This window comes from Pseudomonas proteolytica (assembly GCF_007858275.1).
Taxonomy (GTDB): domain Bacteria; phylum Pseudomonadota; class Gammaproteobacteria; order Pseudomonadales; family Pseudomonadaceae; genus Aquipseudomonas; species Aquipseudomonas proteolytica.
The window spans coordinates 1-26,211 of sequence record NZ_VFEV01000002.1; the positions used below are offsets into that span (position 1 = coordinate 1).

General features: G+C 59.3%; 31 protein-coding genes. 3 read left to right on the plus strand and 28 right to left on the minus strand.

What is annotated here, in order from left to right; genetic code table 11:
* Positions 1–239: 239 nt before the first annotated feature.
* Positions 240–1,166 carry a transaldolase gene (gene tal, locus FIV38_RS01425; protein WP_092231713.1) on the minus strand — a complete coding sequence of 309 codons (927 nt, stop codon included), beginning with the start codon at positions 1,164–1,166 and terminating at the stop codon, positions 240–242.
* 256 nt (positions 1,167–1,422) lie between these two features.
* Positions 1,423–2,433, minus strand: a complete 1,011-nt coding sequence (dusA, locus tag FIV38_RS01430) for a tRNA dihydrouridine(20/20a) synthase DusA (RefSeq protein ID WP_029293850.1) — start codon at positions 2,431–2,433, stop codon at positions 1,423–1,425.
* Between the two features lie 103 nt (positions 2,434–2,536).
* Between dusA and FIV38_RS01435 the strand changes: the two genes are divergently transcribed.
* Positions 2,537–3,688 carry a site-specific integrase gene (locus FIV38_RS01435; RefSeq protein WP_092231710.1) on the plus strand — a complete coding sequence of 384 codons (1,152 nt, stop codon included), beginning with the start codon at positions 2,537–2,539 and terminating at the stop codon, positions 3,686–3,688.
* On the opposite strand, the gene FIV38_RS01440 is transcribed toward FIV38_RS01435, so the two are convergent.
* The 13 genes from FIV38_RS01440 to FIV38_RS01505 form a co-directional block, all read right to left on the minus strand.
* Positions 3,663–3,938 (minus strand): pyocin activator PrtN family protein, encoded by a 276-nt coding sequence (locus FIV38_RS01440; RefSeq protein ID WP_092231707.1) that lies wholly within the window; start codon positions 3,936–3,938, stop codon positions 3,663–3,665. The genes FIV38_RS01435 and FIV38_RS01440 overlap by 26 nt on opposite strands.
* 2 nt (positions 3,939–3,940) lie before the next feature.
* Positions 3,941–4,237 carry a hypothetical protein gene (locus FIV38_RS01445; RefSeq protein ID WP_092231704.1) on the minus strand — a complete coding sequence of 99 codons (297 nt, stop codon included), beginning with the start codon at positions 4,235–4,237 and terminating at the stop codon, positions 3,941–3,943.
* Positions 4,227–4,844, minus strand: a complete 618-nt coding sequence (locus tag FIV38_RS01450) for a hypothetical protein (protein ID WP_092231701.1) — start codon at positions 4,842–4,844, stop codon at positions 4,227–4,229. Before FIV38_RS01450 ends, FIV38_RS01445 begins: the two co-directional genes overlap by 11 nt.
* A gap of 261 nt (positions 4,845–5,105) precedes the next feature.
* A complete protein-coding gene (locus FIV38_RS01460; protein WP_092231693.1) occupies positions 5,106–7,091 on the minus strand; it encodes a DNA cytosine methyltransferase in 1,986 nt (661 codons plus the stop codon).
* Positions 7,084–7,440 (minus strand): hypothetical protein, encoded by a 357-nt coding sequence (locus FIV38_RS01465; protein WP_092231690.1) that lies wholly within the window; start codon positions 7,438–7,440, stop codon positions 7,084–7,086. Before FIV38_RS01465 ends, FIV38_RS01460 begins: the two co-directional genes overlap by 8 nt.
* A 58-nt stretch (positions 7,441–7,498) precedes the next feature.
* A complete protein-coding gene (locus FIV38_RS01470) occupies positions 7,499–7,810 on the minus strand; it encodes a hypothetical protein (RefSeq protein ID WP_092231686.1) in 312 nt (103 codons plus the stop codon).
* Positions 7,811–7,859: 49 nt separating this feature from the next.
* Positions 7,860–8,681, minus strand: coding sequence for a hypothetical protein (locus tag FIV38_RS01475; RefSeq protein ID WP_092231680.1), 822 nt, complete (start codon positions 8,679–8,681; stop codon positions 7,860–7,862).
* Positions 8,682–8,706: 25 nt separating this feature from the next.
* Entirely contained in the window at positions 8,707–11,424 is a 2,718-nt protein-coding gene (locus tag FIV38_RS01480) for a toprim domain-containing protein (RefSeq protein WP_167362638.1), read from the minus strand.
* Positions 11,425–11,436: 12 nt separating this feature from the next.
* On the minus strand, positions 11,437–11,670 hold the full coding sequence (locus FIV38_RS01485; protein ID WP_057439570.1) for a hypothetical protein: 234 nt from the start codon (positions 11,668–11,670) through the stop codon (positions 11,437–11,439).
* A gap of 75 nt (positions 11,671–11,745) precedes the next feature.
* Positions 11,746–12,135, minus strand: a complete 390-nt coding sequence (locus tag FIV38_RS01490) for a hypothetical protein (protein ID WP_092231675.1) — start codon at positions 12,133–12,135, stop codon at positions 11,746–11,748.
* Positions 12,132–12,434: an Ogr/Delta-like zinc finger protein gene (locus tag FIV38_RS01495; protein WP_092231673.1), complete on the minus strand. Its 303-nt coding sequence runs from the start codon at positions 12,432–12,434 to the stop codon at positions 12,132–12,134. Before FIV38_RS01495 ends, FIV38_RS01490 begins: the two co-directional genes overlap by 4 nt.
* The gene (locus tag FIV38_RS01500) at positions 12,431–12,904 is read right to left on the minus strand and encodes a YmfL family putative regulatory protein (protein ID WP_092231670.1); all 474 of its coding nucleotides are present in this window, start codon (positions 12,902–12,904) and stop codon (positions 12,431–12,433) included. The genes FIV38_RS01495 and FIV38_RS01500 overlap by 4 nt, the downstream gene beginning before the upstream one ends.
* 29 nt (positions 12,905–12,933) lie before the next feature.
* A complete protein-coding gene (locus FIV38_RS01505; RefSeq protein WP_092231667.1) occupies positions 12,934–13,146 on the minus strand; it encodes a DNA-binding protein in 213 nt (70 codons plus the stop codon).
* A gap of 84 nt (positions 13,147–13,230) precedes the next feature.
* Between FIV38_RS01505 and FIV38_RS01510 the strand changes: the two genes are divergently transcribed.
* Together FIV38_RS01510 and FIV38_RS01515 are read left to right on the plus strand one after the other, a co-directional pair.
* Positions 13,231–13,566, plus strand: a complete 336-nt coding sequence (locus tag FIV38_RS01510; RefSeq protein ID WP_092231665.1) for a helix-turn-helix domain-containing protein — start codon at positions 13,231–13,233, stop codon at positions 13,564–13,566.
* Between the two features lie 75 nt (positions 13,567–13,641).
* A complete protein-coding gene (locus FIV38_RS01515; RefSeq protein ID WP_092231662.1) occupies positions 13,642–14,421 on the plus strand; it encodes a zinc ribbon domain-containing protein in 780 nt (259 codons plus the stop codon).
* A 329-nt stretch (positions 14,422–14,750) separates the two neighbouring features.
* On the opposite strand, the gene FIV38_RS01520 is transcribed toward FIV38_RS01515, so the two are convergent.
* The 13 genes from FIV38_RS01520 to FIV38_RS01580 form a co-directional block, all read right to left on the minus strand.
* Entirely contained in the window at positions 14,751–16,022 is a 1,272-nt protein-coding gene (locus tag FIV38_RS01520; protein ID WP_092231659.1) for a phage late control D family protein, read from the minus strand.
* Positions 16,019–16,459, minus strand: coding sequence for a phage tail protein (locus FIV38_RS01525; protein WP_029293881.1), 441 nt, complete (start codon positions 16,457–16,459; stop codon positions 16,019–16,021). Before FIV38_RS01525 ends, FIV38_RS01520 begins: the two co-directional genes overlap by 4 nt.
* Before the next feature lie 5 nt (positions 16,460–16,464).
* A complete protein-coding gene (locus tag FIV38_RS01530; RefSeq protein ID WP_092231657.1) occupies positions 16,465–19,086 on the minus strand; it encodes a phage tail tape measure protein in 2,622 nt (873 codons plus the stop codon).
* A complete protein-coding gene (locus FIV38_RS01535; protein WP_029293885.1) occupies positions 19,076–19,195 on the minus strand; it encodes a GpE family phage tail protein in 120 nt (39 codons plus the stop codon). The genes FIV38_RS01530 and FIV38_RS01535 overlap by 11 nt, the downstream gene beginning before the upstream one ends.
* Positions 19,196–19,203: 8 nt before the next feature.
* A complete protein-coding gene (locus FIV38_RS01540; RefSeq protein ID WP_092231654.1) occupies positions 19,204–19,539 on the minus strand; it encodes a phage tail assembly protein in 336 nt (111 codons plus the stop codon).
* A 51-nt stretch (positions 19,540–19,590) separates the two neighbouring features.
* Positions 19,591–20,106: a phage major tail tube protein gene (locus tag FIV38_RS01545; protein ID WP_092231651.1), complete on the minus strand. Its 516-nt coding sequence runs from the start codon at positions 20,104–20,106 to the stop codon at positions 19,591–19,593.
* Between the two features lie 57 nt (positions 20,107–20,163).
* On the minus strand, positions 20,164–21,339 hold the full coding sequence (locus tag FIV38_RS01550; protein WP_070994604.1) for a phage tail sheath protein: 1,176 nt from the start codon (positions 21,337–21,339) through the stop codon (positions 20,164–20,166).
* Positions 21,340–21,430: 91 nt separating this feature from the next.
* On the minus strand, positions 21,431–22,036 hold the full coding sequence (locus tag FIV38_RS01555; protein ID WP_235860943.1) for a phage tail protein: 606 nt from the start codon (positions 22,034–22,036) through the stop codon (positions 21,431–21,433).
* A gap of 1 nt (position 22,037) precedes the next feature.
* On the minus strand, positions 22,038–23,717 hold the full coding sequence (locus tag FIV38_RS30175) for a phage tail protein (protein WP_235860942.1): 1,680 nt from the start codon (positions 23,715–23,717) through the stop codon (positions 22,038–22,040).
* A complete protein-coding gene (locus FIV38_RS01565) occupies positions 23,714–24,331 on the minus strand; it encodes a phage tail protein I (protein ID WP_092231644.1) in 618 nt (205 codons plus the stop codon). The genes FIV38_RS30175 and FIV38_RS01565 overlap by 4 nt, the downstream gene beginning before the upstream one ends.
* Positions 24,331–25,242, minus strand: a complete 912-nt coding sequence (locus FIV38_RS01570; protein WP_092231642.1) for a baseplate J/gp47 family protein — start codon at positions 25,240–25,242, stop codon at positions 24,331–24,333. The genes FIV38_RS01565 and FIV38_RS01570 overlap by 1 nt, the downstream gene beginning before the upstream one ends.
* Positions 25,239–25,583 carry a GPW/gp25 family protein gene (locus tag FIV38_RS01575; RefSeq protein ID WP_092231639.1) on the minus strand — a complete coding sequence of 115 codons (345 nt, stop codon included), beginning with the start codon at positions 25,581–25,583 and terminating at the stop codon, positions 25,239–25,241. The genes FIV38_RS01570 and FIV38_RS01575 overlap by 4 nt, the downstream gene beginning before the upstream one ends.
* Positions 25,580–26,152: a phage baseplate assembly protein V gene (locus FIV38_RS01580; RefSeq protein WP_092231637.1), complete on the minus strand. Its 573-nt coding sequence runs from the start codon at positions 26,150–26,152 to the stop codon at positions 25,580–25,582. The genes FIV38_RS01575 and FIV38_RS01580 overlap by 4 nt, the downstream gene beginning before the upstream one ends.
* Positions 26,153–26,211: the final 59 nt, after the last annotated feature.

The window sequence follows — 26,211 nt, forward strand, 5'->3', positions numbered from 1 at the left end:
TGGGCTGCGAAGCAGCCCTAAACCCTGCCATCGCGGTTTACCTGAAGAAACGCGGCGGGCTTTTCGGGGCTGCTTCGCAGCCCAGCGCGGGGCAAGCCCGCTCGCCACGGGGGGTGTCAGTTTCTGAAAGTTGTGTAGATACCTATGCTGCGATAGCGCCAGCCCAACCAACACATACTTAACGTTACAAAAAAGGGCGGCACCCTAACGGATGCCGCCCTTTTTACCGCGCCCGCTTTTTACAGCTTGGCGCTCAGCAATGCCTCCAGCTTCTCCTGGTCACGAGCAAACTGGCGAATGCCCTCAGCCAGCTTCTCCGTGGCCATCGCATCCTCGTTGGACTCCCAGCGGAACTGCGCTTCTGTCATATGCACACGAGGTTCACCGGCATGGCCTGGCGCCAGTTTGCGTTCCAGCTTGCCATTGTCGGCCGCCAGTTTCTCCAGCAAGTCCGGGCTGATGGTCAGGCGGTCGCAGCCGGCCAACTCTTCGATCTGGCTCAGGTTGCGGAAGCTCGCGCCCATCACCACCGTCTTGTAGCCATTGGCCTTGTAGTAGTTGTAGATGCGCGTTACCGACTGCACGCCTGGATCATCGGTGCCGGTGTAGTCGTTGCCATTGGCCTTTTTGTACCAGTCGTAGATACGACCGACAAACGGCGAAATCAGGAACACCCCGGCTTCAGCGCAGGCCACAGCCTGGGCGAAGGAGAACAGCAGGGTCAGGTTGGTCTGGATGCCTTCCTTTTCCAATTGCTCGGCGGCGCGAATGCCTTCCCAGGTGGATGCAATCTTGATCAGCACGCGGTCGCGGCCAATACCTGCCTTTTCGTACAGGTCGATCAGGCGATGCGCACGCTTGAGTACCGCGTCAGTGTCGAACGACAGGCGCGCATCCACCTCGGTGGAAATACGCCCCGGCACCACTTTGAGGATCTCTTGACCTACAGCCACCGCAAAACGGTCACTGGCCAGGCCCACATCACCGTTGCAATCCTGCACGCAGGCATCCAGCAGCTTGGCGTAGGCTGGAATTGACGCAGCCTTGAGCAAGAGGGAAGGGTTAGTGGTGGCATCCTGCGGCTTGACGCGAGCGATAGCTTCAAAATCGCCGGTGTCGGCAACTACAGTGGTGAATTGCTTGAGTTGTTCCAGCTTGGAAGTCATGGGCGTGCTCTGTCCTATGGGTCTGATGACATTACCCGAGGGCTGCTAGCCGCTCAAGGGCGCAAATGCGTTCGATCGTTTGCGAGGGCAACAACCTGAAAACAGGCGTTTGAATGACCGACCTTGCAGGTAAATAGGAGGGCAAAATCGTAATCGGGTTCAACCCGATGCAATAAACACCGAGAGCAAAGGTGGGAGCGGGCTTGCCCGCGATAGCGACGGACCGAGCACCGCATAAACTGACTGGCACCCTCCGTCAGCGACCCTCCAGCAGCGCCCCAGCCTGATCCAGCAAAGCCAGCGGGTCCGCAGCCTTATGAATATCCACCGACAACAACTGCCGAAACCTGCGCGCCCCAGGAAACCCGGTGCCCAACCCCAGCACGTGCCGCGTAATGTGATGCATCGCCCCACCCGTAGCCAGGTGCGCGGCGATATACGGCCGCAACTGCGCCAACGCCTCGGCCCGACTGATCACCGGCGCTGTACTGCCAAATAGCCGCTGATCCACTTCTGCCAGCAAATACGGGTTGTGATAGGCCTCGCGCCCCAGCATCACCCCATCAAACACCTGCAAATGCTCCGCGCACTGCTCCAGCGTCTTGATCCCGCCATTGAGAACAATCTCCAGCTCGGGAAAATCGCGCTTCAACTGCGCCGCCACGTCATAACGCAGCGGCGGAATGTCCCGATTCTCCTTGGGCGAGAGCCCCTCCAGAATCGCAATCCGCGCATGCACGGTAAAACTGGTGCAACCGGCGTCCTTCACCTGCCCGACGAAATCACACAGCTGGGCATAACTGTCCCGCCCGTTAATCCCGATACGATGCTTGACCGTCACCGGAATCGACACCGCATCGCGCATTGCCTTCACACAGTCCGCCACAAGAGCGGGGTGCCCCATCAGGCATGCCCCGATCATATTGTTCTGCACCCGGTCGCTGGGGCAGCCGACGTTCAGATTCACCTCGTCATAACCCGCGTCCTGGGCCATGCGGGCACAAGCGGCCAAATCCGCCGGAACACTGCCGCCCAACTGCAACGCCAACGGGTGCTCGGCTTCGTTGTGACGCAGGAAACGTTCGTGATCGCCATGGAGGATGGCGCCAGTGGTGACCATCTCGGTGTAGAGCAGGGCGTGCTTGGAGAGCAGGCGCAGGAAGTAGCGGCAGTGGTGGTCGGTCCAGTCCATCATAGGTGCAACGCTAAAGCGCCGAGACAGTGCGGGGCTTGATTCTGCTGGGCTAAAGCTCTGTTTATCTAGCATTTTACTCAACGTGTTCTTGGCGTGTTATAGGGCGTTTTCAGGCGTTTTTCAGGGCTCGGTGGTACGATGTACCACCTCAAAACTGACGCGTACCACTTTCGATATGGCGACTATCAGGGCAAGAAAACTGGCGGATGGGACTGTGAGCTACACGGCTCAGATCCGCATCAAGCGCGACGGAGTGCAAGTCTACCAAGAGAGCCAGACCTTCGCCCGGAAACAGGCAGCCCAGGCGTGGACGCGTAAGCGTGAGTCGGAGCTTGATGAGCCCGGCGCGATAGAAAGGGCGAGCCGGCAGGGCGTCACCGTCAAAGAAATGATCGAGCAGTACCTGCTGGAAGTGGAAAAGGCCCGGCCGTTGGGCAAAACCAAGAAAGCCACGCTTGAAGCCATCGGCAAGATGGATATCGGCAAGCTCAACGATACTGACGTCACCACCCAATGCCTGGTCGACTTCGCCCTTTGGCGAATGAGCCGAGAGGGTGGTGGGGTTCAGCCACAAACCGCTGGCAACGACCTGGCGCACCTCGGCGCTGTCCTGGCCATCGCCAAAGATGCCTGGGGCTACCAGGTCGATCCGCTCGCCATGGGCGGTGCCAGGCGTGTGCTGCGTAAGCTGGGCTACAACCTAAAAAGCCGGGAGCGTGACCGCCGACCAACTTTGGACGAGCTGGGAAAGGTGCTGACGCACTACCAGGCTATGCAGGCAAGGCGCCCGACGGTCATCAACATGTTGAAAGTCGTGGGTTTTGCCCTGTTCTCCACACGGCGGCTGGATGAAATAACCCGTATTCGCTGGGCGGACGTCGACGAGCCTGGTCAGCGGGTGCTGGTGCGCGACATGAAGAACCCCGGCCAGAAGATCGGCAACGATGTTTGGTGTTTTCTGCCGGACGAGGCGTGGCAGATCGTCCAGTCAATGCCAAAGGCTGGCGACGAAATATTCCCCTACAGCCCTGAATCTATCTCGACGTCCTGGGCGAAAGCCTGCAAGTTCCTGGAAATTGTAGACCTGCACTTTCACGACCTCCGTCATGAAGGTGTGAGCCGCCTGTTTGAGATGGACTGGGATATCCCGCGTGTGGCGAGTGTTTCCGGGCACAGGGATTGGAACTCTATGCGGCGATACACCCACCTGCGTGGGAAGGGTGACCGATATGTTGGCTGGGAATGGCACGAGAAAATATTGAGGGCGCCCGTCCAACTGGGCGCCGCATCAATGAAGTGGCTCAAACGGCGGGTTTTATCCCGTTGAGCTGGTTGTGTTCTTTAACTGCTGCGGCGCGCTGTAGGTCGAGGTAGACGGCCAGATCAGTGAGGTGGATGCCCCTGGCAGACTTTTGGCTCGGCTCCATGCGGGTGATGGGCAACTTGATCTGACCGCCCATCACCTTGCGCTGAAACATGTCTGGCGTCAGGTGCGTGAAGTAGTCCCGACAAACCAGCTCCAGCGGGATAATTGCTTGGCCGGCGTATTGGGCCATCAGGATAAAGGCTGTATTCATAGCTAAACTCCTGGGCGGCCTTTGAAGGCGATCCAAATGTAGTGGCGACCCTTGGCGGTAACCTTGATTTTGCCCACCTGTTTATTCCAGCTGATCAGGCGAAGCTCTTGCAGGATGGTGGTCAGCGTGTGGCCCTGGTGCCAACCCGCCAACGCCTTTATGCAGCCCTGGGCCAGGAGACCACGGAAGTCTGTGTGCCCGAAGTTGGTGCCTTGGAATGCGGCTTGCATTTGCTCATCGCTCACCAGGTCGGTGATGACGCGCACGTTCGGGTCGCGTCGGTAGCACTTATGCGTCATCGCGGCCGCCCTCTGTTACCCGGCCTTGCGTGACCCGTTTGAAACCGATCACCCAAACCCAAGGATTCGCGAAGTAGTCGCCTCCGGTGCTTTCCCAGATGTATCGGAAGTGCTCTTGCACCGTTGCGTTGTAGATGTAGCCGGGAATTGACCCGTGACCGCCCTTAGCTCCCTCGGCAATGCATTGCTCATTTGTAATCGCGTGCAGTCGCTCGACGCGCACGTCGGTTATCTCCAGCAGGATGCGGCTGACCCAGCGCGGCATGTGAATGGACGGGCGGCTCTTTCCTAACGTGACCATTGCGCATCCGGTTTGCCTGACAGCCCCATCTGCTGGGTAATGGATCGGCTCACCTTTGCTCAGGTCTCGCGGCGCGACCGCATCAACCTGTGCGTCCGCCGCCCAGGTCTCGCGCACCCACAGGCGGTCGCCGGGTGTCCCGTAGGGGCATTTGGCGGGAATCGGCACCAGCTCACCCGTGGCAGAGGTCTCCCAAAAGCCATGCGGTATCTTGAGTACCCGCCGCGTGACTGTCTTCTGGCCGGAAAGGATGGTTTGCACCATGGTGCCGCTGAACAAAATTGGTCGTTCAGTTGTTGTGCTCATGATTTTCTCCCCATCACATCCAAAGCGATTGATGAATGAACGTCGGGCGGGTCTTCAGTTCTGCGGGATGCGCGCCATCCGCCTGGACCTCGCACACAAATCGGTGCCTCTCGCGGTTTGGTGCAGTCAGGGCTTTCGTGAGATCAGGCACTGCACCTATGCATTGCTCGTATGCATCTGGTCCTTGCCAGAGTTGAGCCGGCAGCACCTGGCAATCTGTGCGGGTTGCGTCTGCGCACAGATAAAGCAGGAGAAGGACGGTCATAGAGTGACCTCCCGTTGTGCCACGCTCAGGGCAATTGCTACCGGCTGCACCCAAATCGACACGTTGCTGAGCATGAACGTCTCCCCAGCTTCGGAAAGCAGCAACGTCATGCCAAACACGTCTGCCATGGCCTTTGCCGCTGCGCGCGGTACCGCGTTTCCGATCCGCTCCCGGTGGTTACCGTCGTTGATGCCATCCAGCATGAAGAACTGCGCCTGCTCAATCTTGCGCACACGTTGCATCACCTGAATTTCATGGGCTGTCTGCGGATCTGTTGACCAGTGATCCTCTGGATCAAACAGCGATTGCAGCGCGGCCAGCTCTAGGGTGGTGAACGGGCGGTGCCAGGTGCCGTCGAGACTGGTGATCATGCAGGTCAGTCGGTCGTTGGGCGCCGGCATACGCTGATCGGCAACCGACCATCGGCCATTGTCGTGGCAGGCACTGGCGGAAACGGCACCGGCCGGGGTGTTGTAGTCGACCACTCCGTAATGCCCGCCGGTCAGGTATGCGTCGCCCTTGGTGCGCGACATGCCCGGGCGCGGATCTGCGATCGATAAAGCACCGCTGGCAACCTGCTGCGAGCCGGTCACTGTCTTGGCGCTCTCGCTCCAGGGAGTGATCCGTAGCTTTTGCGTGCTGGCGTTCGGGTGCCAATTTTTGTAAGCCGGATCTGCCACAGCGAAAGCGCCTTGCCCGGTGGTGCTGCCGGCGATCACGGTGCCGGCCGGCTTGCTGTAGTCGGTGACCAGGTATTTGCCGAAGCCTTTCCCGGCGCGGCGTGGATCTTGGACGCAATGCCCTGAGCCGTGGGCGCTGGTCACTGATTGTGCTGATCGATTCCACGGCACAACGCGGAATTCGTTGCTGTGTTTGGCGGGGCCGGCATGGCGAGGGTCGGCAACGCTGAACGTGCCTTGTCCTGGGCTGCGCTGCCCGGTGACAACACCACAGTGCCGGTCGAAGGGCAGCACTCCGTACTGGGTGTATTCAAACTTGCTAGTAGGCCGAGGGTCGGCCACCGAGAACTTGCCGTTGGTTGGGCTCGACCGGCCAGCCACGGTGCCGGCGGTGTCCTGCCAGTCATGCACACCGAGATAACCAGCGCGATATTCCGGCACGATCACAAAGTCCCGCAGATGCCCGTCCTCAATTGCAAACCGGCTCAGACTGCGCCAGTCCTTCCCTGCTTCGACCAGGGCGAGGCGCACCCACGTTTTCCATTGCAGCGCGGGCACCCGGTGCATTGGCCCCGCCTGATCGATATCGCCGGCAAGCGGCATACGACTTAAAACGTCGCCAACTGCCTGTAGGCTACGTTTTTCCGGCTCATACAAGAAAGCCGGCACCTTCTCGACGTGCCTGGCCACCAGCAAGAAACGCTTGCGGCTTTGCGCCAATCCGCCGATTTCGCCGCAGTCATGGGTGGTTTCGGCCACGGCATAGCCGTAGAAGCTGAGCAGTTTGTTGATCTGGTCCAGCAGGTGACGACCACGGGTCGCCAGCCGTGGCACGTTTTCAAATACGATCAGCGACACTGGGTTGTGCTTCCAAGCCTCGCACATCAACCAAACACAGCGCAGTGTCAGCTCGTTGAGTGCCTGGTACTTCGGTGTCTGGCTCATGGTTTCTGACAAGAGGCCCGAGGCGCCTTTGCAGGGGCTGCTGATAAACACCGCGTTCGGATCTTCGTTGCCGGCGGCACGGCGTAGATCCTCGGCAGTGGCTTCTTTCCAGCCTGGGGGCGGCTGCTGGCCGTGGAACGCGGTGTATTGCTCGCGGGTGAACAAGTCCATCAGCGTGCCAGGTACGCCGGTCATCATCTGGAAGTCACGTAACCCGGCCGGGTCGACGTCGACCCCACCCAAGCAGCGCCATTCGGCTTGGACTGGGCCCAGAGCTGGCTTGGAGTCGCTGAAACCAGCGGCGCCGCTGCCGAGGCCGCAGCAGAGGTGGAAGTGGGTCAGGGTGCGCTTAAACATTAGAAGCACCTCGCGCACCGGAGCATTTTTTGCACTCTTGGTCGGCTGTGTTTGCGAGCAACTCGTCTGCATTCCAGCCGTGGTCGCGCCGTAGATTCATCAGGTCTAAGACTTTTTGCGCTCGTACAGCGATGAAAGCCGGGTATGAGCAGTCTCCAGCCGCCAGATCTTCGACAAACTCTTCCAAAGCGAACATGGCCGCCATTTCATGGCCGCGACTCCAAGAGACGACTTCACCGCCGTCTACTTCTTTTGGTACAACAGATCCCTTTGCACCACGGATAACAATGGTGTCGTATCGTGGTGTGGTAGCCTCTACGGTGCCGCCTTTGGGTTGATTCACTTGCATGGTGCTTCTCCTTTGGGTGGTCGGTGTCGAGGGGTTGCAGCCCCTCGGCACCACCTTCTTACTGGCTTTCGCCGATAGGGTTTTGCTTGCGCACCAGGTGCACCAGCAGGTTTTCAAACTCGACAACTTCATCTGTCTCGGATTGCCACTCCAGAACTGCCTGGATCTGTTCCCGGCTGCACTCCAACACCAGGATCTCTTCGTTGTTAACCGCCTGAACCTCCAGAATATCGACCAGCCCGGCTGGGTCGTAGGCTTCGGCGTGAACGATTTTCCCGGTCTCGCCAATCCAGTCCTTAAGGCCTTTCAGAAGCCTGAGCCGGATTGTTTCCCCGTTCTGGCCGTCACCGGTGATGACTTGTACGTGCATGGTGCTTCTCCTTTGGGTGGCAGGCGTTGCAGCGCCAAAACCGAGGATTTCAGAACTGAACGAAGTCGGTTTCGACGACATGCCGAACCGCGCTCAATGAATTGAGGCGTTGTTCACTGGTGAGGTTGAGCAGCAGGCTGAGAGCGTCCACAAGAGCCATCAACTGCCCAGCGTTTTTTGCTTCGCGCAGACTTAACTGATGGCCGTGTTCATCGAGCAGCGAGGCCGTGTAGGCAGGCGCGAGCTTGTTGAAGGTGCTGACTAACTGGTCTTCACGCTGTGCTACGGCGTGGCCGAAAGCCCCCGCTTGTTGGGCGGTGAGTTGACTCAGGGCAGAAGCGCTCTTCTGGCTTTCTGTTGTGTGAGTAATGCCGAGGTGAATATGGGCAATGCGGCTTTCGAGGGCTTCACTGCACTGGATGGGCTGGCTGCTAACGATTGTTAGCGCACCTCGAAAGTACGTTGTTTGCGATTCGCTCTGCAGGGCGTGCCGGGTGGTGCCGCCGCTGCTGTACAACTCGCGGAGTTCGTCCCAGTCAAAAGTTGATTCAGCGTTTGATATCGATTCGAAAATAACGATGGGCTTGCTTGCGTCGAACAGAGCGCGCGTACGGCCAGTCGGCGTCGCATATTCCGGCGAACAGGCTGTGAACTCTTCTTCGCCGAGGAGTTTCCAGAGGTAGCTGATAAGGAAGGATTTGCCGCTGCCCGCTGCGCCTTCGACGTGCAGGAAGGGGAAGCTATGATGATCTGAGCGGATTCGGTCGGCGTGCACCGCTCCGAGCCACCAGGCCATTGCGACAATCCCTTTCGTGCCAAAAACGGTGAAAAAGTCGTCAAATTGAATCGCTGCTTTCAGTTCGTTTTGCATGGTGCTGCTCCTGTTGTTGCGGTGGTTACACGCCCTGGAATACCCAGCAGCGAATGGTTTTCGGTTTGTCGAAAGCGTCCAGCGCCCGCGCCGAGTTGACGGCCTTGTTGGACTCCAGAAACTTGGGTGATTTGCTGGTCTTGAGCAGGCGCTTCAGGTCACTGAGTGCCGGTACCTGCTGGCGCTTGTTGGCCGCCATCTCTACAAATTCGTTGAGGTTCACGGCAATCAGCTCATCCCGGCGGGCGTGGTTGAGCGCCCCTGTTTCGTCCATACCGTTGAGGAAGTCGTACAGGTCCCAAAACTCAGTAACGGTTGGGTGGTCGGCGTTGATTGCTTGCTGGCGCTCCAGGGCCATGCGACTGACCTCGGCGTGTGCCAGGGCTTTACGGTGCTCGCCAAGCGGTACAACGTCGGCCAGGGCGTCCACCAGGCTGCGCAACTGGGCGTGGTTTTTCGCGATACGCACCGTGCGAATGCCGGGTTGTGCCAGCAGCTCCTGCTCGTAGCCGGAGGTGTTTTCTTCCATCAGGCGCATGGTGTTGGCTTCGCGTTGCAACGCCTTGACCAGGAAGCCGCTGATCCTTTCCATCGGCATGCGCTCCAGCTGCTCGGCGAACTGCTTGGTTTCCGGGGTGTGGTGCTCGCGGGTCAGGTGGACGTGGCAGAGGCGCTGAAGGATCGGTTCTGAGGCGTTCACTGCGTTGTTCTGCGCAATCAGCAGCGCGGCGCGGAATGGCGGTTCGTGGGTGTCGTTGCCATTGTTTTTCACGCCAGTAGAGCGAACGCTGCGCCCGTTGTAGGCGGTTTTCAGTTCGTCCCAGTCGAAGTGCTTTACGGGCTGGCCTTCCTTCTGTTCACGCTCGGACTCGATCAGTACCACCGGCAGGTTGCTGACCTGCGAGAAGTTGCGCGCCCTGCTGGCCGCTGTTGCTTTGGATGGGTCGAAACCTTCGTAATCAGTGCGTCCGACCAGTTTCCACAGCAGCTCGACCAGGGTGGTTTTACCTGAGCCGGCCTCGCCTACCAGTTCCAGGAACATCAGTGATTTGTGGATCTGGCGGATCTGCTCGGCATGCAAAGCGCCCAGCCACCAGGCCAGCACCACAAGGCCCTGGACGCCAAAGCAGCGCCAGTAGATGTCGAACCAACCTTCGTTGTAGGCATTGAGGTCGGTATTGATATGCAGCACGGGCGACTGGCTCTGGGACTTGATACTCAGCTTGCCCAGGTCGAAAAAGTCTTCTTTGTTGCGCACCTGTGCCGCCCCGCCGAAGAAGGCAAGGTCGTTGAAAACATAAGCGCCGTGCTCGCGGCTGTAACCAATCCATTCGATGGTGTTGACGGTTTTCAGGCAATCGAGCTGTGGCGCCAGAATCCGTTTCAGTTGTTGGGCGCTGCCCTCAAACATCGCCCCGTTAGAGACGTTGAGCAGGCGATTGGCGAACTCAGGCGCCGACGTGAGTTGCTTGGCCGTGAACGTGCTTTTAATGGCAGGCCCTTGTGGGCGCTCGATACGGAAGTAGTACCAGGCCTCGTCGGTAAGGTCGTTGCGCATGTAGTACAGCGCTTGGAAGTTGCAGTTGGCGATGCAGGCCACTGAGCCGGCTTGGCGCAGTGCCTTGTAACGCTTTTGTTCATCGTTGAGCAGTTGGTCCTCGTGACGCTGTGAACTCTCAAGGTCACTCATGGCGCGGTCGTACTTATCAATGTCAAGCCGGAACCAGTACAGGCGCTTGCGGAATGTGAAGTTGAATTCCTTGCGTTCGTCGCGCAGGTAGATGAGGAACCCCTTTTCCTCAGCCGAGTCAGCCAGCAGCAGGTCACCCTGGTGGCGAGCGTCATCAAGGTCTTGCTCGATGCGCTCAGCACGTTTCTCGTCGCCCTCGATCGACTTCCAGCGGTGGTGCAGATCGTTCCAGTCGACCTTTTTACCGTTGGGCTGCGGGATCACTGCCGCTTTGCAGGTGAAGCCCAGGTCGCGGGCCTCTTTGACCCAGCGGCGTGTATTGGCTTTAGCCACCGGTTCGTTATCCAGTGCCCACACCAGGGTCGGCAGGCGCTTGTCAGCGTCATGGCGCAGCTTGACCAGGGCCTTGAGTGAGTCAATCGGGCAGGGAGCACTGGACATCATCGACACAGCCGACACGTCGTTATGCAGCAGCGCGATAGCGTCGAAGATCCCTTCGACGATAAACAGCTCGTCGACCTCCAACAGGTCTACGCTTGGCGGGCACCACCACACGCCTTTGTAGCCTGTTGCACCTTCGCCGGTAGGGCGAAAGCGCGCTTTCATCTTGCCGAAGCGGTCAGGCCGATCTATCAGGCGTTCCCAGTAGCCGCCTTTCTCCAGGGCAAAACGCACCGTGGCGCTGCCGATATTGAGCCGGCTATCCCAGTAGTTTTCCTGGGTGAACCATCCGGCGATCAGCTCAAATTTGAAGCCCCGCGCAAACTCCAGGTAGGCGCGGGCGGTGGCAAGGGGATTGTCCGGTGTCGACGGGGCGGTCTTGCTCCAGTCGTTGAACAGGTCGTCATACACGTCCTTTATATAGACGCGGTGGTCGCACTTTTCCGGCCGTCCACAGATCAACGTCCAGGGCGAATCGTAGAAGGTGTACAGAGTCTTCTGGCCACAGGCAGGGCAAACACCCTTACGCATATAGTCGGTGCCGCGCATGTGCTTGAGCTGGTAATCCCGCTCAATGCGTTGGATGACGTCGGCGCGCAGCCTTTCTTTCATTTCCATCGGGGCTTACTTCGCTTCGTCGAGACTGTGTTTAAGGGCGCCGATCAGGCGTTTCTGTGCAGCCATCACCGGGAAGGCGACGAGCAGCGAGCCATGCCGCAAACCCTCGGGGATCATGCGAAAGCGGTCGTCGTACCAATGCTCGTTGAACTGCTGTGCGTACTGAGCACGCAGCACCTGAAGCAGGGCCTCGGCCTGGTCGCGAGGCAGTTTTGCGGTGATGGCGACGTCGATTTCCATGGTCCACCTCGGATTTCGGGCAAAGCTCACCCAAACCCACGGCAACCGGGGAAGGGCGGGATGTTAAAAAGGGGCTTACTGAGGGTGTGGTTTGTGCACGGTGTTGCGTTGGTCGAGCAGTTTTTGCGGGAGCAGTCGTCCCGAAATAGGGCGGCGCTGTTGGGTCAAGGTGTCCAGCAGCCAAATGACAGGCCGGAATGGGCCGCTACTGGGGTAGATCCCGAGCCAGGCAATGCGGTTGCACGTCATGCTTTCAAACTCGGCCACGGCCAATTCAGCAATGCGTTGCACCAGGTGCGGCGGCACTTCCAATGACAGCGTCAGGTACTGGGCGCAGTTATCCAGCAGTTGGGTGTCACCGGCCAGGTGTTGGGAGCGGTGGCGGTACAGATAGGCCACGGCCGCTTGCTGCATCGCTACGCGATAGTCGCTGGTGGGGTTGGCGGTTAAGTTGATGGCGTTCATACGGATGCAGTCTCCACGTCCAGTTGGTCCAGCAAATCGGGTTGGTTGGTATCGGAGCGGCTATCGCGTATCGCCTTTTGGCGAGCTATGTACGGCGCGATTGGGACTATGGTCAGCGGCTTATCAACACCCGATGGACTGAGTTGAAAGTCGATGGTTTGAGTGCCAGTGAAAGTTGCTCCGCACACCACGTTCGTGCATTGGTAATACAAAGAGCGGAAACATGGCGTTTGCCCCTCAGACGTCCGAATACGCAGCGGGCCGTAGCAGGCAGGGCAAACCAGCTTGTAGGTGCTCAATGCTTTTGCCCCCGGCCGTGCAGCATGATCGTTGCCAGAACCTCGGAATGGCGCGCCGCTTGGTAATGGCTATGAGCGCTCAAAATGGCCTCAGCTTCGTCTCGCTCAATGACCCCGTCGTCCAATGCCTTGGCGATGATCTGGTCGACGACGCCGCGCTTGGCGGCAGCGTTTACTGACCGGCTGTAGAGGTCGACGTTGTCGAGCGTTTCAGGCTTGGCCAGGGGCACAAACATGCCGCCGTACATGGCTGCTATGTATTCCGGCAGATGGGTGGTGCCGGCGTCCTGCTCCAGCATATGGATCTGCTCATCACTCAAAGGCCGGCTGCCGGCATTTTCGTAGATGTGGTTATCGAATTTTTTGATTTCGTAACCGAGGCGCGCCGCAGCGCATTCGCGACCACCTTTGTAGTCGCTGATGACAGCGCTCATGACTTGCCGCTTGGTCGCTAGAACTGGGCGTTTCATCTTCTGGTTTCCCCTTGGAGCCAGAGGCCCTAGTTTGTAATGACGCCGTCTTTGATTCCGAGCAGCACGGCGGCGCGGTGAGCTTCACCGCGCAAACACTTCTTCTGTCCGTTCAAAACCGCGTACACCGTCGACGGGTTGAATTCATTTTTTTCAGCCCAGTCTTTGGCCGAGATCCCGAGACGTGCGAGACGGTCACGGGCCTCTTGGCAGGCTTGCTCGATAGGGGATGCGTTCGGCATAGTCTCGTTTCGTGTGGTTTCGTGTGGTGATAGGCGAAGTATTTCCCATGTTTGTGGGATCGTCAAGTCTTGATGGAGACAAATGTGGGTATTGGTGACCGCCTCAAAGAGGAACGGGAGCGCTTAGGGTTCAGTCAGACTGAATTTGCAGCCGTCGCAGGGGCTTCGAAAAATAGCCAGTACAACTACGAGAAAGGTGAACGAAGCCCAGATGCGGTTTACCTCGCAGCTGTGGCTGGGAAAGGGGTGGACATTCTTTATGTGGTGACTGGAGAGCGTAAGCCGCGGTCGACCGACAGCATCGGTGCTGATGCTGCAGAGCTACTGGATGCTTATCAGCACATCAATGAAGCAGATCGTCAGGTCTTGCTACGCATGGCCTTGGCGTTTGCATTGGTGGGTAGGGCCGCCACCGAGTAGCTGAGGTTAGGCAGACGGATGCAACACACCGACCAAGATGGTCGGTTTTTTATGGAAGCTCAAAGGAGAAGATGAATGGCGCTGAAGCCTTGTAAATCTTGTAAGCACACCGTGGATACCACAGCAAAACTCTGTCCAAGCTGCGGCGTTAAAGATCCAGGTGTAACCGTAGGGCAGCAGGTGTTCGGGCTTGTAATTCTGCTTGTCATCATCGCGGTGACTGTTTCGATGTGCTCAGGCAGTGGCGATAACAAGCCTGCCGAAAAAGCAACTCAAAGCGCTGCTTTGCCCTCTTACTCAATTACCCAAGACGATTATCGAGAGGGCAGGCCTCGAAAAGTTGAGGTCATGCTGACCAAGCGTTTGAGTGACGCAGAGCTTGCCGAAGTAGCCAAAGCTGTTCGCGCTGATACAAATGTTAAGGCTGAAAAAACTTTCATCGGGTTCCGAGTGGAAGGGCAAAGCGACAAAGCATATTGGGCCAACGCTAGTTTCGACCCTGACTACAGAGCGTCTCTCATCGGCACTAGCGCTCAGGACTACCAAACCCTGAAAACGATGGACCTCAAGTCCTACCCGGACATGATTGGTAGTTGGTTGCAGGATGGGGCGCTGGGCCATGTGATGGTGCTGTACAAGCGGGATGGCAAGTACTTCATTGACTCTATTTTCCCCGGTGGAGGGAAAAACACAGAGAGCTTCACCGCCAAAAAACTACCTGATGGGGGGTTACGTCTGGACGATCCCGAGCAAGACTTTGGCGAGTATTACGTCGTCGACGCAAAGGGTAATTTGCAGGGTTGGGGCGAGAATGGTGTGTACATGACGTTGCAGCCCCACAAGCCAGAGTTGTAACAGAGGCTCACAGTTTTTTTGTTCGTGGGCTGATGACACACCAACTTTGTGATGAGCATCCGTTGTTCTCCGGGAGACCTTGACGGTGCCGTGTTGGCACCGGGCTCCCGTTGCATGTGAAAGGAGTAATCGCATGATGGGGAACAATAGCGTCTCGAACAGCCAGTCGTCAGCCGTAAACTCGGACTGCCTGAGTGAACAAGAAGTCATATTGTTGGCGTTGTTTCGGGCCATAAGTGCCCAACAACAAAATGATGTGATACGACTTTTGGAAGTGTTTGCGCAGGCTCCTGAGTAACGCCCACAGGGCCCCGGCCAGGTGCCGGGGTTTATGCCAACTTGTCGGCTTGCGCCTTTTTCCACTCACGATCTACGGCGCGTTTGGCCGTCTTCTCACTGGCATACAACCACCGCAACCGCCTCGGCTTCGCCTGATCTCCCGCAGTTATGGTTTTTTCCTTCCCGCTTTTCTCATCCCGGTAGTACGCAATAATCCCTGTGTAATCCCCCGCGTTTTCCTCTGCCAGATCCTCAACATTGTCCTCGGGCAGCTTGCTCTCCAGCTCCAGGCTCACGGTGTAACCGCCGTCAGCAGTGAGGCTGTGTTGCACATTCCCGCCGTACCAGATGATCTCGTCGATTTCCGTCTTAACGCCCTGGAGCGTATAGGTCAGTTCGGGAATCAGATCCGGCCGGCCCATGGCGAGGGTATAGCTGAGGGTGGCGCTGCCGCGTTGCAGGCGCCGGAATTCGGCACGGGCAGCGCGCAGGGCTGATTGTTGGTCGCTGTAAGTGTGGCGCAGGTCTTTGAGGTTGTCGCCGCCGCCGGCAATGGCTTCCTGTTTCTTGGCGCTGTTGACGTCGTAGTAATAGGCACGCACGCCGTCGTAGCTGTCGCGGTCGGCTTGCAGGTAACGGTGCTGGTCACCGTCGATGCGGGTCAGGGTGATGTGTGGCAGATCCAGGCCGCTGGCGGTCTTGCCGCCTCCGGCCGGGAGGCACAGCAGGCAGCCGGCTTTGACGCTGGCCACCGCGTCGAACTCTTCGCCCAGGCGGCTGATCAGGTTGGCGTCGGATTCGTTGGCCTGGTCCAACTGCAGGATGGGCAGGCTGTCCAGGGCGCCGGCAATGGTGGCGGTGAGGTTGTTGCCGATGGCGATATCGCCCAGGACTTCGCCGAGGGTGGTGTTGCTCCAGCTGCGCTCGCGTTTGGTCTTCAGGCCCTTGCGCAGGTCCGCTGAGCGGGCGCGGATGCTCAGGACGTCCGGCGCGCCGCTGTGTTCGGTTTCGTCGACGGTGTAGGTGCCTTTGTCTACCAGGCCTGTATCACTCCAACCCAGCCACAGCCGCAACACTGCGCCCTTGGGCGGGATGGTCAGCATGCCGTCGTGGTCGCTGAGGGTGATGGTGAGTTGATCGGCCTCGACGCCGCGATTGTCGGTCAGCTCCAGGCTCATCAGGCGCGGGCTGATCTTCTGGGCGATATCGAGGCCGTCCACGGACAGACGGAACGCCGGCACCGGGTAGGCCGCGTCACGGATGAAGCGTTGGGCTGTGTCCTTGAGGTAGCCGGTGACCTTGGACAGGGCGGCCTCGATCACAGCAACCCCCGCAGGATGTTGACGCCGATGTTGGTGGCAGCGCCGAGCAGGTCGATACGGTCGTCGTCGGTGCGTTTGAGGCTCAGGGTGAACTCAATACGCCGTGGTGTGCCATTGCTGAAAAATATGGTTTTGGTTTCGCTGAGGCTCTCGATCACCCAAAGGCCGTAGATTCGGCCGCTGCCTTCAACCATCGGCCAGGCCTTGCCGGTGTTTGCCATCAGGCGCAGGGCGTCCAGGCTGAGGGCGCTGCCGGCCAGTTCCGGGAAAATGATGCCGGGGAGGGTGATGGAGTCGTCGCCACGGCCCACGAACTGCCGCGCGGGAGCGGCGCCGACGCGGTTGTTGCTGGCGTGGCGCCAATCGGTTTGGCGTTGCAGCTCTTGGTAAGCGGCTGTGGAGAGGCTGAACACGAACATGCCGAGGGCACACATCATGGTGATTATTCCCGGTCAGAGAGTTTGCTGCGCTGACGCGCCTTTTTTTCGTTTTCGATCTTGTTGAGCATGGCGCGCAGGGTCTTTTCCATGCCCTGCAGGTCCATGCCTGGCGCCGCTGTTATGGTGAATTCATAGGTGTCGTGGCTGTCGTACACGGCTGCGGCCGGTGAGCTGCTGATGGGCGGGCGGTTATCCACGGCCAGCGCCGGCATGGCGGTGGCGCTCAGGGCCAGGGTACCGGCTGCTGTAAGTTGCTTGCCCATGCTACTCAGTGCGTCGAGCGGACCTTTCTGGCCGCCCTCCAAGCCTTTGGTCAGGCCTGCCATGGTGAACCCACCCAACTCGGCGAACACTCGTGACGGGCTGTGAATGCCGAGCTTTTCCTTGAACCAACCGATGCTGGCGTCGCCGATTGAGCTGATGGCCGTCTTGACGCTGCCAAGTCCAGCCATGAGGCCGTTGACCAGGCCGTTGACGATCATGTTGCCGAACTCGGTAAAGCGGCTGGGCAGATCCACGCCCAGGTAACTCAGCACCCCGGCGAAGGCCTGGTAAATCAGGCCGATGGGGCTGAAGTTGGCCAGGGTGTTGATGATGCCGCCGATCCCGCCGCTGAAGCCGGCTTTGATCTCCGTCCAGGCGTTGGCGAAGTAGTTTTTCACCGCGTCCCAGTTGGTGTAGATCAGGTAGGCACCTGCGGCCAGGGCGGCGACCACGGCGGCGATGACCAGGACAATCGGGTTAGCCGAAAGCCCCCACAAAGCGATGCCGACAGTGCGCAATGCAGTCACCAGCGGCCCGATCAAGATGCCGCCCAAGGTTCGTAGAACCGTTCCGAACACCTTGAAGATGCCGATGATGCTAGGCAGTTTGATACCGAACATTGCCAGGCCGAAACGCAGCATCAGGAACGGCCCGAGAATGCCCGCGAGTGTAAGGGCGAGACCGCCGAACAAGGCGGACAGTACAGCCACGCTGGCGACAACCTTCAACAGGGACGCGGTGAGGGCGGGGTTGGCCTTGACCCATCCGTTGACTTTGTCCAGCACGCCGCCGAGTGCATCCATGACGTCGACCATGGTGGCTCGCATGGTCTCTCCCGCACTGCTTTTGGTGTTGAACAGCTTGTTCTGTAACACCTGCCACCGGCCTTCGATGGCATCGGCACGGATATCCATTTCTTTTTGCATGGAGCCATTGGCGGCTGTGTCATCGACCAGTTTGAGCTGGCGGCGCAGTTCATCCAGGTTGTTGACCAGCTTGGCGGCGTCCTTGCCGTACTCTTTACCGAAAATTCGCGTGGCTACTTCGGTCCGTTGCTTGGGGTCTATCGTTTTGATGCGTTCAAGTACCGCCATCATCGTGCCCATGGCATCGGTGGTCATGCCGCCCTGGACCTCATTCAGGTCCATGTTCACCATTTTCATGCCTTCACGGAATGTCTTGCTCTGCATGTTCGCGATAGCCAGCTCGCGCACCATCGCCCGGGAGGCGCTGGCGGCGACTTCGGGTGCCGCGCCCAGCGACAGGAACGTGCTGCCCAGGGCCGCAGCCTTGCGATAGTCGAGCTTGTCGGCCACGTCACTCATGCGGGTAAGCGTTTCAATGATGTCGCCACCCTTCGAGCGGGTGCTGTCATCGAGGTAGTTGAGCGCGTCACCCAACTCGGCGATGTTCTTGATCGGCACCTTGTACAAGCCGGCGATCCGGCCCATGTCTTCGCCGACCTGCTCAGCGGGAAGGTCAAAGGCAACTGCGGCAGTGGCCGAGACTTTTGCCATGGTCAGCAAATTTTCTTTGCCCTGGATACCGGCCCGGGCCTGGGCTTCGACCAGGGCGGCAAATTCGGTCGTGGCGATGGGCATTTCGTTGCTGGCCGCTTTGATCGCGTCTGCAAACTCGTAGTAGGTGCTGGTGAGTTTGCCGTTGTCGTCGCGCGCGCCGTCCACCTGTTTGGCAACGCCCATCATGGCGCTTTCGAAGTCGACGTATTCCTTGACCACGCCGATGACCGGGCGGCTGGCCGCGTAGGCCACACCCAGGCTGGCACCACCTGCGACAGCCGCGCTGCCGGCGAACTGCTGCCCCTTGTCATACGCACTACGGGCCGTCGCTGCGCGCTTGTGCTGGGCGGTCAGCTCGGCCATCCGCTTACCCTGCGCGCTGATGCTGGCGTTGGTGGCGCTGATTTGCTCGCGCAGCTGGCGTTCGTGTGTGCCCAGGTTCTTGGTGCTGATCCCCGCGTCATACAGTCGTGAGCGCAGCCCCTGGAGCTGCTCGCTCTGCTGTTGGTGCTGCTGTTTCAGCCGCTGGGCCTCGCGCACGGCCGTTCGAAAATCCTTTGCCATCGCCCTGGTCGGCACGCCGGTCGCGGCAAACTGCTGGCTGAGGGTTTTGACTTTGGCCTGCGCAGCATTCAACGCCTCGTTGGTCTGCTCGACAGCTGCACGCTGTGACCGCCAGACGGTGACGTCTTTCTGCTGGGTGTTGAGTTCCTTCAGGCGGTCGCGGGCAGCCTTGAGTGCGCGGGCGGTCTCCAGGCTGCCGTTGTTGATTTGCTTCAGCGGGCGGGTGGCTTTGTCGATGGCACTGAGCAGCACCTGAAGTTTCAGATCATTTGCCATCGGTGGAACTCCGCACCCTGGCACGCTCGCGCCAGTCCATCAGGTCTTGCAGGCCCAACTGATCCATATCAGCCGGTGCCCAGTGAAAAACCACGGCCAGATCGGCCATGGCGTCCTCTACGCAACGAGGGATGCATCCGTCTTCGCCGACTTCTGCAACAAAAAACCACTGATCTTGCTGCTGAGGGCGAGCAGATCGGCCGGGTCCATGCCGGAGACTTCAATGGCGGTGAGGGTTGGGCTGCTGATGCGCGGTACGACCTTGATCAGGCTGGCGACGTCCATTTGCAGCAGGTCCACCAGGCTCACGCCGCGCAGCTCGCCCGAGCTGGGTTTGCGCAGGGTGATGCTGTCGATGGTGGTGACGCCGCGACGGATCGGGGAGTCGAGGACGACGGTGTTGTCGTCGGCCAGTGGTTGAACGTCGGGTTGCTCGGTGGCTGCTGGTTTCATTGGAAAAGCTCCTAGTGATGAACGTGTGGGGTTGTCGATCGAGGGCGGGGATCAGACCCCGATGGCCTTGCGCTGTTTCTCCAGCATGTCCTTGCCACCGACCTTCTCGATGAAGTTGAGCAGGTCGATTTCGATGATTTCTTCGTTGTCGACGGTCAGCTTGTAGTAGGTGCAAGTGGTGGTGATGGAGTGTTCGGTGTCTTCGCCTGGCTGGGCGTCGCCCATTTCGATGGTTTCGTGACGGCCGCGCACCACGATTTCCACGGCGCTGACTTCGCCTGTGTCGTCCTGCTCATAGGCGCCGGAAAAGCGCAGTGCCACACCCGAGGCGTTGACTGCGCCGAACTGTTTGAGGCTGATCAGGTCGAGGCCACCGGTTTTCCATTCCAACTGGATGCCGTCATCGGAAAAGCCCAGGTCTGCCTTGACCGGGCCGTTCATGCCGCCGCCGCGATAGGCTTCCATTTTGCGGCCGAGGGCGGGCAGGGTGACGGACTTAACCAAGCCACGGTAGATGTTGGCGTCGTTGAACAACATGAGGTTTTTGAGCTTGTGGGGCAGGGCCATGGCGGTGTTCTCCGGGGGGATGGCACAGGGTTAACTCCCCTCGCGGGGAGGCCCGGTTTAGCTGTTGATCTGGCTGGCGAACTGCATCAGGTAGCGGTCGGTGATGCGCTGGCGAAGCGTGAGGTCTTCCAGGGGCGGCACTGGGGTGTAGTCGTAGTCCAGGGTCAGCTTGCCGGCCTTGAGGGTGTCCTTGTCGTTAATGTCTTCGGGGTACCAGCAACTGCCGCCGATCAGGTAGCCCTGGGCGATCCATTCGCGGAACTTGGCGTTAACGCCCTCGATGATGTCCCGCACCAGGGAGGCGTGCATGGGCTTGTCGACCGCCCACATGTGCGCCTCGGCCATGGTGTCGGCAAGGATCTGCGCGGTACGGGTGTAGTTTTCGAAGGCGAACAGCGGATCGTCGCTGCACGTACGGCTGCCCCAGAATCGGAAGCCGCCCTCGTTGATCAGCGTGGTGACTTCGTTGCTGTTGAGGTAGTTGGCATCGGTTGCCGGGTTTTGCAGATCCCAGAACACGTCGGCGCTGATGCCGGTCACGCCATTGACGGCGACGTTGGAGATAGTTTTGTGCCAGCCGATTTCCTGATCGATCTTGGCTCGCAGGCCCAGGGCGCGCGCCACTGCCGAGGCGGTAACGGTTGCATTGGTGACGGTGCTCCAGTTCTGGAACTCCGGCCAGATCACCATCACTTCACGGGCGCCGAAGCTTTCGCGGTAGGCGACCACTTCTTCCTTGGTTTTGCAGTCCCAAGCACTGACGTAAGCGAAGGCGCGCAGGTCCTTGGCAATCGATACCAGGGCGGTGGCTACCGGCTGGCTGTCGAGGCCTGGCACGCCGAGAATGCGCGGCGTCATGCCCACACGGGCTTTGGCAGCGAGCAAGGCTTTCATGCCGGTGTACTTGCCATCGGCGGTGGTGGTGCCGATCAGGGCGCTGGTGGTGGCCGCTTCGTCGGCGCCTTCCTTGACTCGCACCACGATGGTATAGGGCTTGGTCTGGTCTGCGATGGCTTGCAGGCTGGATGCCAGGGTGCCTTTGACACCGGCTTTGGCAATGGCGCTTTGCACATTGGTCAGCAGGACCGGGGTGTCCAGCGGAAACATCAGGGGGTCTGCATCCTCAGCCGTGCAAACCAGGCCGATGACTGCGGTGGAGATGGTGCGAATGGGGCGGGTGCCGTCGTTGAGTTCGATGACCCGCACGCCGTGGAGATAGTCTGAACCGGCCATGGGTGGTTGCCTGCGCTGTGATGGAATGACAGTGCACAGGCTGCCGCGCGCGCGCCGATTGGGCGAGCGCGCGGGCTTGTAGTCGCAACGCTTACAAGTTCTTGGCAGCGACCCAATCTGGTATTACTGGCCGGAATTGTCTGTCTGGAAAATGTTCCGCGACGGGCCAGGCTCGCAGGTCCAAGCGATAACGCTGCAACTGCTGATACTGTTCAGTTGTAAGCGTTGTAGCCTGTTGAAGCTCTAACTCGTCACGATGGCGCACAACCAAGCCGTCGGTGTTTGCCAGCGCTGAGTCGCGCCAAATTCGTTCGCGCCGTTCAAGTTCTGCGTCACTGGGCAGTGGTGGGTCAACGGCAACAGGCTCTCCCTTTGAATTGGCTTGAATGACTTTACCTTGGGACTGTGCGACTAGGAGCGCCAGGTACTTGTCCTGGGGCAGGTCCCGCAGTTCGGCCTTCGGAGGCAGCGAGCATTTAGGGTTCGGCACTTCAATTAGGGGCGGAGCCGCGTCAGGGTCGGGGACGCTAATCTGTGGGGCCTCTGCGCCTTCATCAGCATCACCAGGAACCCAATCGGGATCAGTAATCTTGATTTCTGGTTGTTCCCACTTGGGATCAACTACCAGGATAGTCCGGGGGCCGTGAACCTCATCGGTATAGAACCCGACACTTTTTGAGTGAAAATACGCGCTCATCTTAATAACCCTCCGCTTCTACGATAAGTGTCAGCCCGTACTGCGGATTTAACCCCCATTCATCTACGCGCAAATTGCATCCTGTGCGGGTCAGGTCGGCATACGCACATGAAACGGTTGCCGGCGAGCCATTGGTATGAAGAAACGAAAGTTTCACTGAGTCAGCTTGCTCTGCAAAGGCAACAGGCCATGTAACCGCACCCGCCCATGCCGTCGAGACATCACCGATATAGATGGAGACCCGCTGACGTAGCAGGCCGGTATCGGCGCATTTCCACCAGCCTGGAATACCTTTCTGGCAGGTGTTTTTCGGCAGGGTGGTTTGGGTGATGAAGTAAACCGGCTGTTCATCAAAAGCCCTCCTGAAGTACGGAAGATTTATGTCGCCGCCCCATAATCCAGCCACGCTAATCGCGTCGCGGGTCAGCTTTTGATTGAACTTTACATCTGACTGAGATACGGAGTAGACGTCGTAGATCCCATGCCCAACAGCGGTAGGCGGAAGCCCATCCAGATCGGAAAATGCATGACGATGCACTTTGCGAGCAAGTTGCAAAATATTGCCGGTTGAAGTCTGCAAAAAGTAAGGAAGGTCGGGGTTATCCGATACCAATCCTGCTTGGCTAATCCAATCACTGACAATGCGCTGGGCTAAGCGCACATCTGTCTGCCCAATGGTGTAGGTATTGTTCTTATCTGCTTTGTCAGCCGGGTTGAAATTGGTGCTGTACCACAGGTGCCCAAGCTCTACCGCATCAACCTTTGCCGCCAATCCCTCATTGCCCCAGGCTAGGGACAAAAGGTTGCTAGCACCGTTCGCAACATAGCGCTGTCTTGTTTCGTCTATGGTGAGAACGTCCCGAAGGTCGTAACCATTCCTTGTCGTGGGCTTGTTACTCAAGCTATCGAAGCTGTGTCCGTGGGAAGACAATGACAGGTTAATGATATGGCCCACTGAGCCATCAGGTTTCTTGAACCTAAAATACGGGGCGGCTGGATCTCCATTCACCACACCCGCCGCCAGTATGCTGTCTGCTGCAACCCGCTGTTCAAGCAGATCATTGGTCTGGTCTTTGGTGTAAGCGTTGTTGATGCCGAATCCGTCGAGCGTGGTTGGATTGCTGCCCGACTCCACAATGCCCCGCGCGTTGATCGTAACTCGGTGATAAGTACCCGGCGCTTTGTCCGCCGGCAGCACAGCACCAATCGAGCGATCCACATAATCCCGAGTTGCCAGGACTACTGACGGATCAATCTTCAGCACGATGTTGGCCAGGCTGGAAACGATCAGATTCATTCGAATAATCTGCGTTCGACCGGACCCTTGAGTCAGCAGCGGCTTGAAAGTTGGTGCGCAGTTGGCGACGGCCACCAGATCGCCGTCCGTGTCGTACAGGCCTATTTCCCGAATCCAGAAACCGCCGACGTTTTCTGGGATGACTTGTTCGGCAATGATGATGCCGGCGTTTTTCGGGTCTGGCTTGAGCTGGTTGAGCGGTGCACGGCGCCACTCGTTGATCAGCTTGGTTTGCAGGCGGTCGGGGAACGGGTCGGTGCCGTTGGCATCACCCACACCCATCTGCGCGAACGTCCAGGGGACGCCCAGGGCATCCGCGTTTGCCTGTTTGGCCTCGCCGATGGCCGTAAGAATGGCTTGAAACTGGCTGTTCTGGTCGATCATGGGAGGATGTCCATCGTATCAATGTGATGTTCGCGACCGCCCAGGCGCAGATAGCCGCTGACTTCGATGTCGCGTTGGGTCGGTGGGTAAACGCTGAGTTCATCGCCTTCGTTGACGCAGGCGCCGATATAGAAACTGCCGGTGGTTTCCAGGCTGATGGCCAGGCCGGTGAGGTGGCGGCTGCGAGGTTTGGCGTCATCGATCAGGAAGGTCAGCTCCTGATACATTTCTTCGGTGATACCGGTTTCCAGCACGCCGACTTTGAGCTTGAAGGTGCCCGGTACACCGACCGGCACGTCCTGCCACCACTCAATAATCTCGATCAGATAGCCCAGGGGCTCGACCACTCGGCGCAACGCCCCGATGGTGCCCTTGTGCGAATGCAGGTAGTACGCGGCCCGGATCGCCGCGCGCTTGGTTGACTCCGACCAGGTGCTGTCCCAGCGGTCGACCGAAAATGACCAGGCCAGGTACGGCAACACAGCGAGCGGGCACAGGTCCGGGTTCCACAGCAGACGAATCGGAATAGGCACCCGCTGGATCTGCGCCAGTGCCACGGCCGCGTCACGCTCCAACTGCGTCGAGTTGCCGGGTAGCAGGTGCTGGGCGCCCATCACTCCACCCCAACCGATAATTGAATCTCGGTGCAGAACGGCGCCTGGTAAGGCGTGGCGATGATGTCGGTCCAGCCTTCCAGCACGACCTTGCGCACGCCCTCGACGTGCAGCGCGGCGTGGATTGCTGATTCTGAGACTTCCATGCCCAGTCGACGGCGTTGATAGACGTAGTCCCTCAGGCGTTGTTCGGCTGCGGCCCGTGCAGGTTCAGTTTCCGGGCCACTGGTTTTCAGGTAGAGCTTGGCTTTGACCTGGTAGCGCAGGATCTGCGCGGCCTGGACGGTGAGCCGGTCGGCGACTGGGCGGCGGTCATCGTCACTGAGGTAGGCATTCACTACGGCCAGCAGCCCAGGTTCGGCGCTGCCATCGTTGAGCATGCCTTGCACTGTCACCACGACCACGGCCGGGGAAGGGCTTTCCGCCGTGGCGTCGGCAACCCGGCCGTCAGCAGCGCGGGCGTGGAAGATATAGCTGTTGCGCGGGCCGGCGGTGCTGAGGCCTTCCCAGGCCATCTGCGTGCGTTCGCGCAGGCTATCTTCATCTTCCATGACGCGCGCCACGGGCGGGGATGCTGATGCATTGCCCTCCTGAATCACCAGGCGCTTGACGTTGAAGTTGGAGGCCAGGTTGTCGAGGTCGGAGCCTTTGGCAAAGGGCAGCAGATTGGCGATTGCCGCTTCGTTGACGCGCTGACGCCAGATCGTCTCGCGGTAAGCGTTCTCTTGCAGCAGCTTGGTCAGCGGCTCCGACTCCAGCTCAAGGCGCGCGGCGATTTTTGCCTGTTCCTCGACCGGCCACAGGCTGATAGCGTAGGCCTTGCGCTCGGCAAGGATCTGCTCGTAATCGATCTGCTCGACGATCTGCGGCGCGGGCAACAGGCTGAGGTCGATGGCGGCGAACGTGTTCATACACTGGCCCCCAATTGCAGCGGCAGGCTCATGCTCAACGGCTCATTGGTGTCGACCAGGGTGCCGTCCAGGTCCAGCACCGATTGGCCTTGCAGATTGGCGCCAAGGAACTGCACCCGGTTCAGGCTGATACGCGGTTCCCAGCGCATCAACGCCATGACCGTTGCCGCGTACACGCGCAGGCGTGTGGCATCGTTGAAGGGGTGGTCCACCAGCTCGGGCAGCAGGCTGCCGTATTCGCGGCGCATGACGCGGGTGCCGATCCGGGTGGTGAGGATGTCGGTAATCGACTGGCTGATGAGGTCCAGATCGCCGATGGCGCCGCCGGTTTCTCGGTTCATTCTGGTTTCCCCGTCTTGCCGCTGCCTGGCATGACACCGCCGTGCGGGTGTTCCACCAGGCTGATACCGGCCGCAACCACGTCTTCGGAGACGGTTACGAGGCCGACCACGTTCTGGTTGCCGGTTTGGTTGTAATCGCCCTGGTGATTGATAGGGCCGATGATGTTGATGCCGCCCTTGCTGACCAAGCTGGTTGTGCCGCTGTCGGGCAGGGTGGCGTTCAGGTGGTGGGTGACACTGTCGTACTCGATCACCGCGCCATCGGCGTAGGTGCGACGGTGCAGGCCGGCGCGGTTGCCGTTGGCGGGGATGTGATCGCTGAACAGACCGGTCACGACGACGCCATTGGCGAGCTGGCCGGATGGGCTGAACAACATGACTTGTTCGCCCTCTGTCGGCGGGTCCCATGCCTGATCGGCTCCCGCGCGTTGAGCGATCCATGGCAGCCAGGCGGTGGTCAATTCGCCGGTCTTTACCTTCACGCGCGGGGGCATCATCTGGACTTCGGCGATGACGCCGAGGCGGATGAGGTTTTCGAGCATGCGGGAGAGGGCGGCGAAATTGTTCATGGCGCCGATGGTGGCGCCACGCGTGCGCGGGTGCAGCTTCGCTGCCTTGTAGGGAGGGG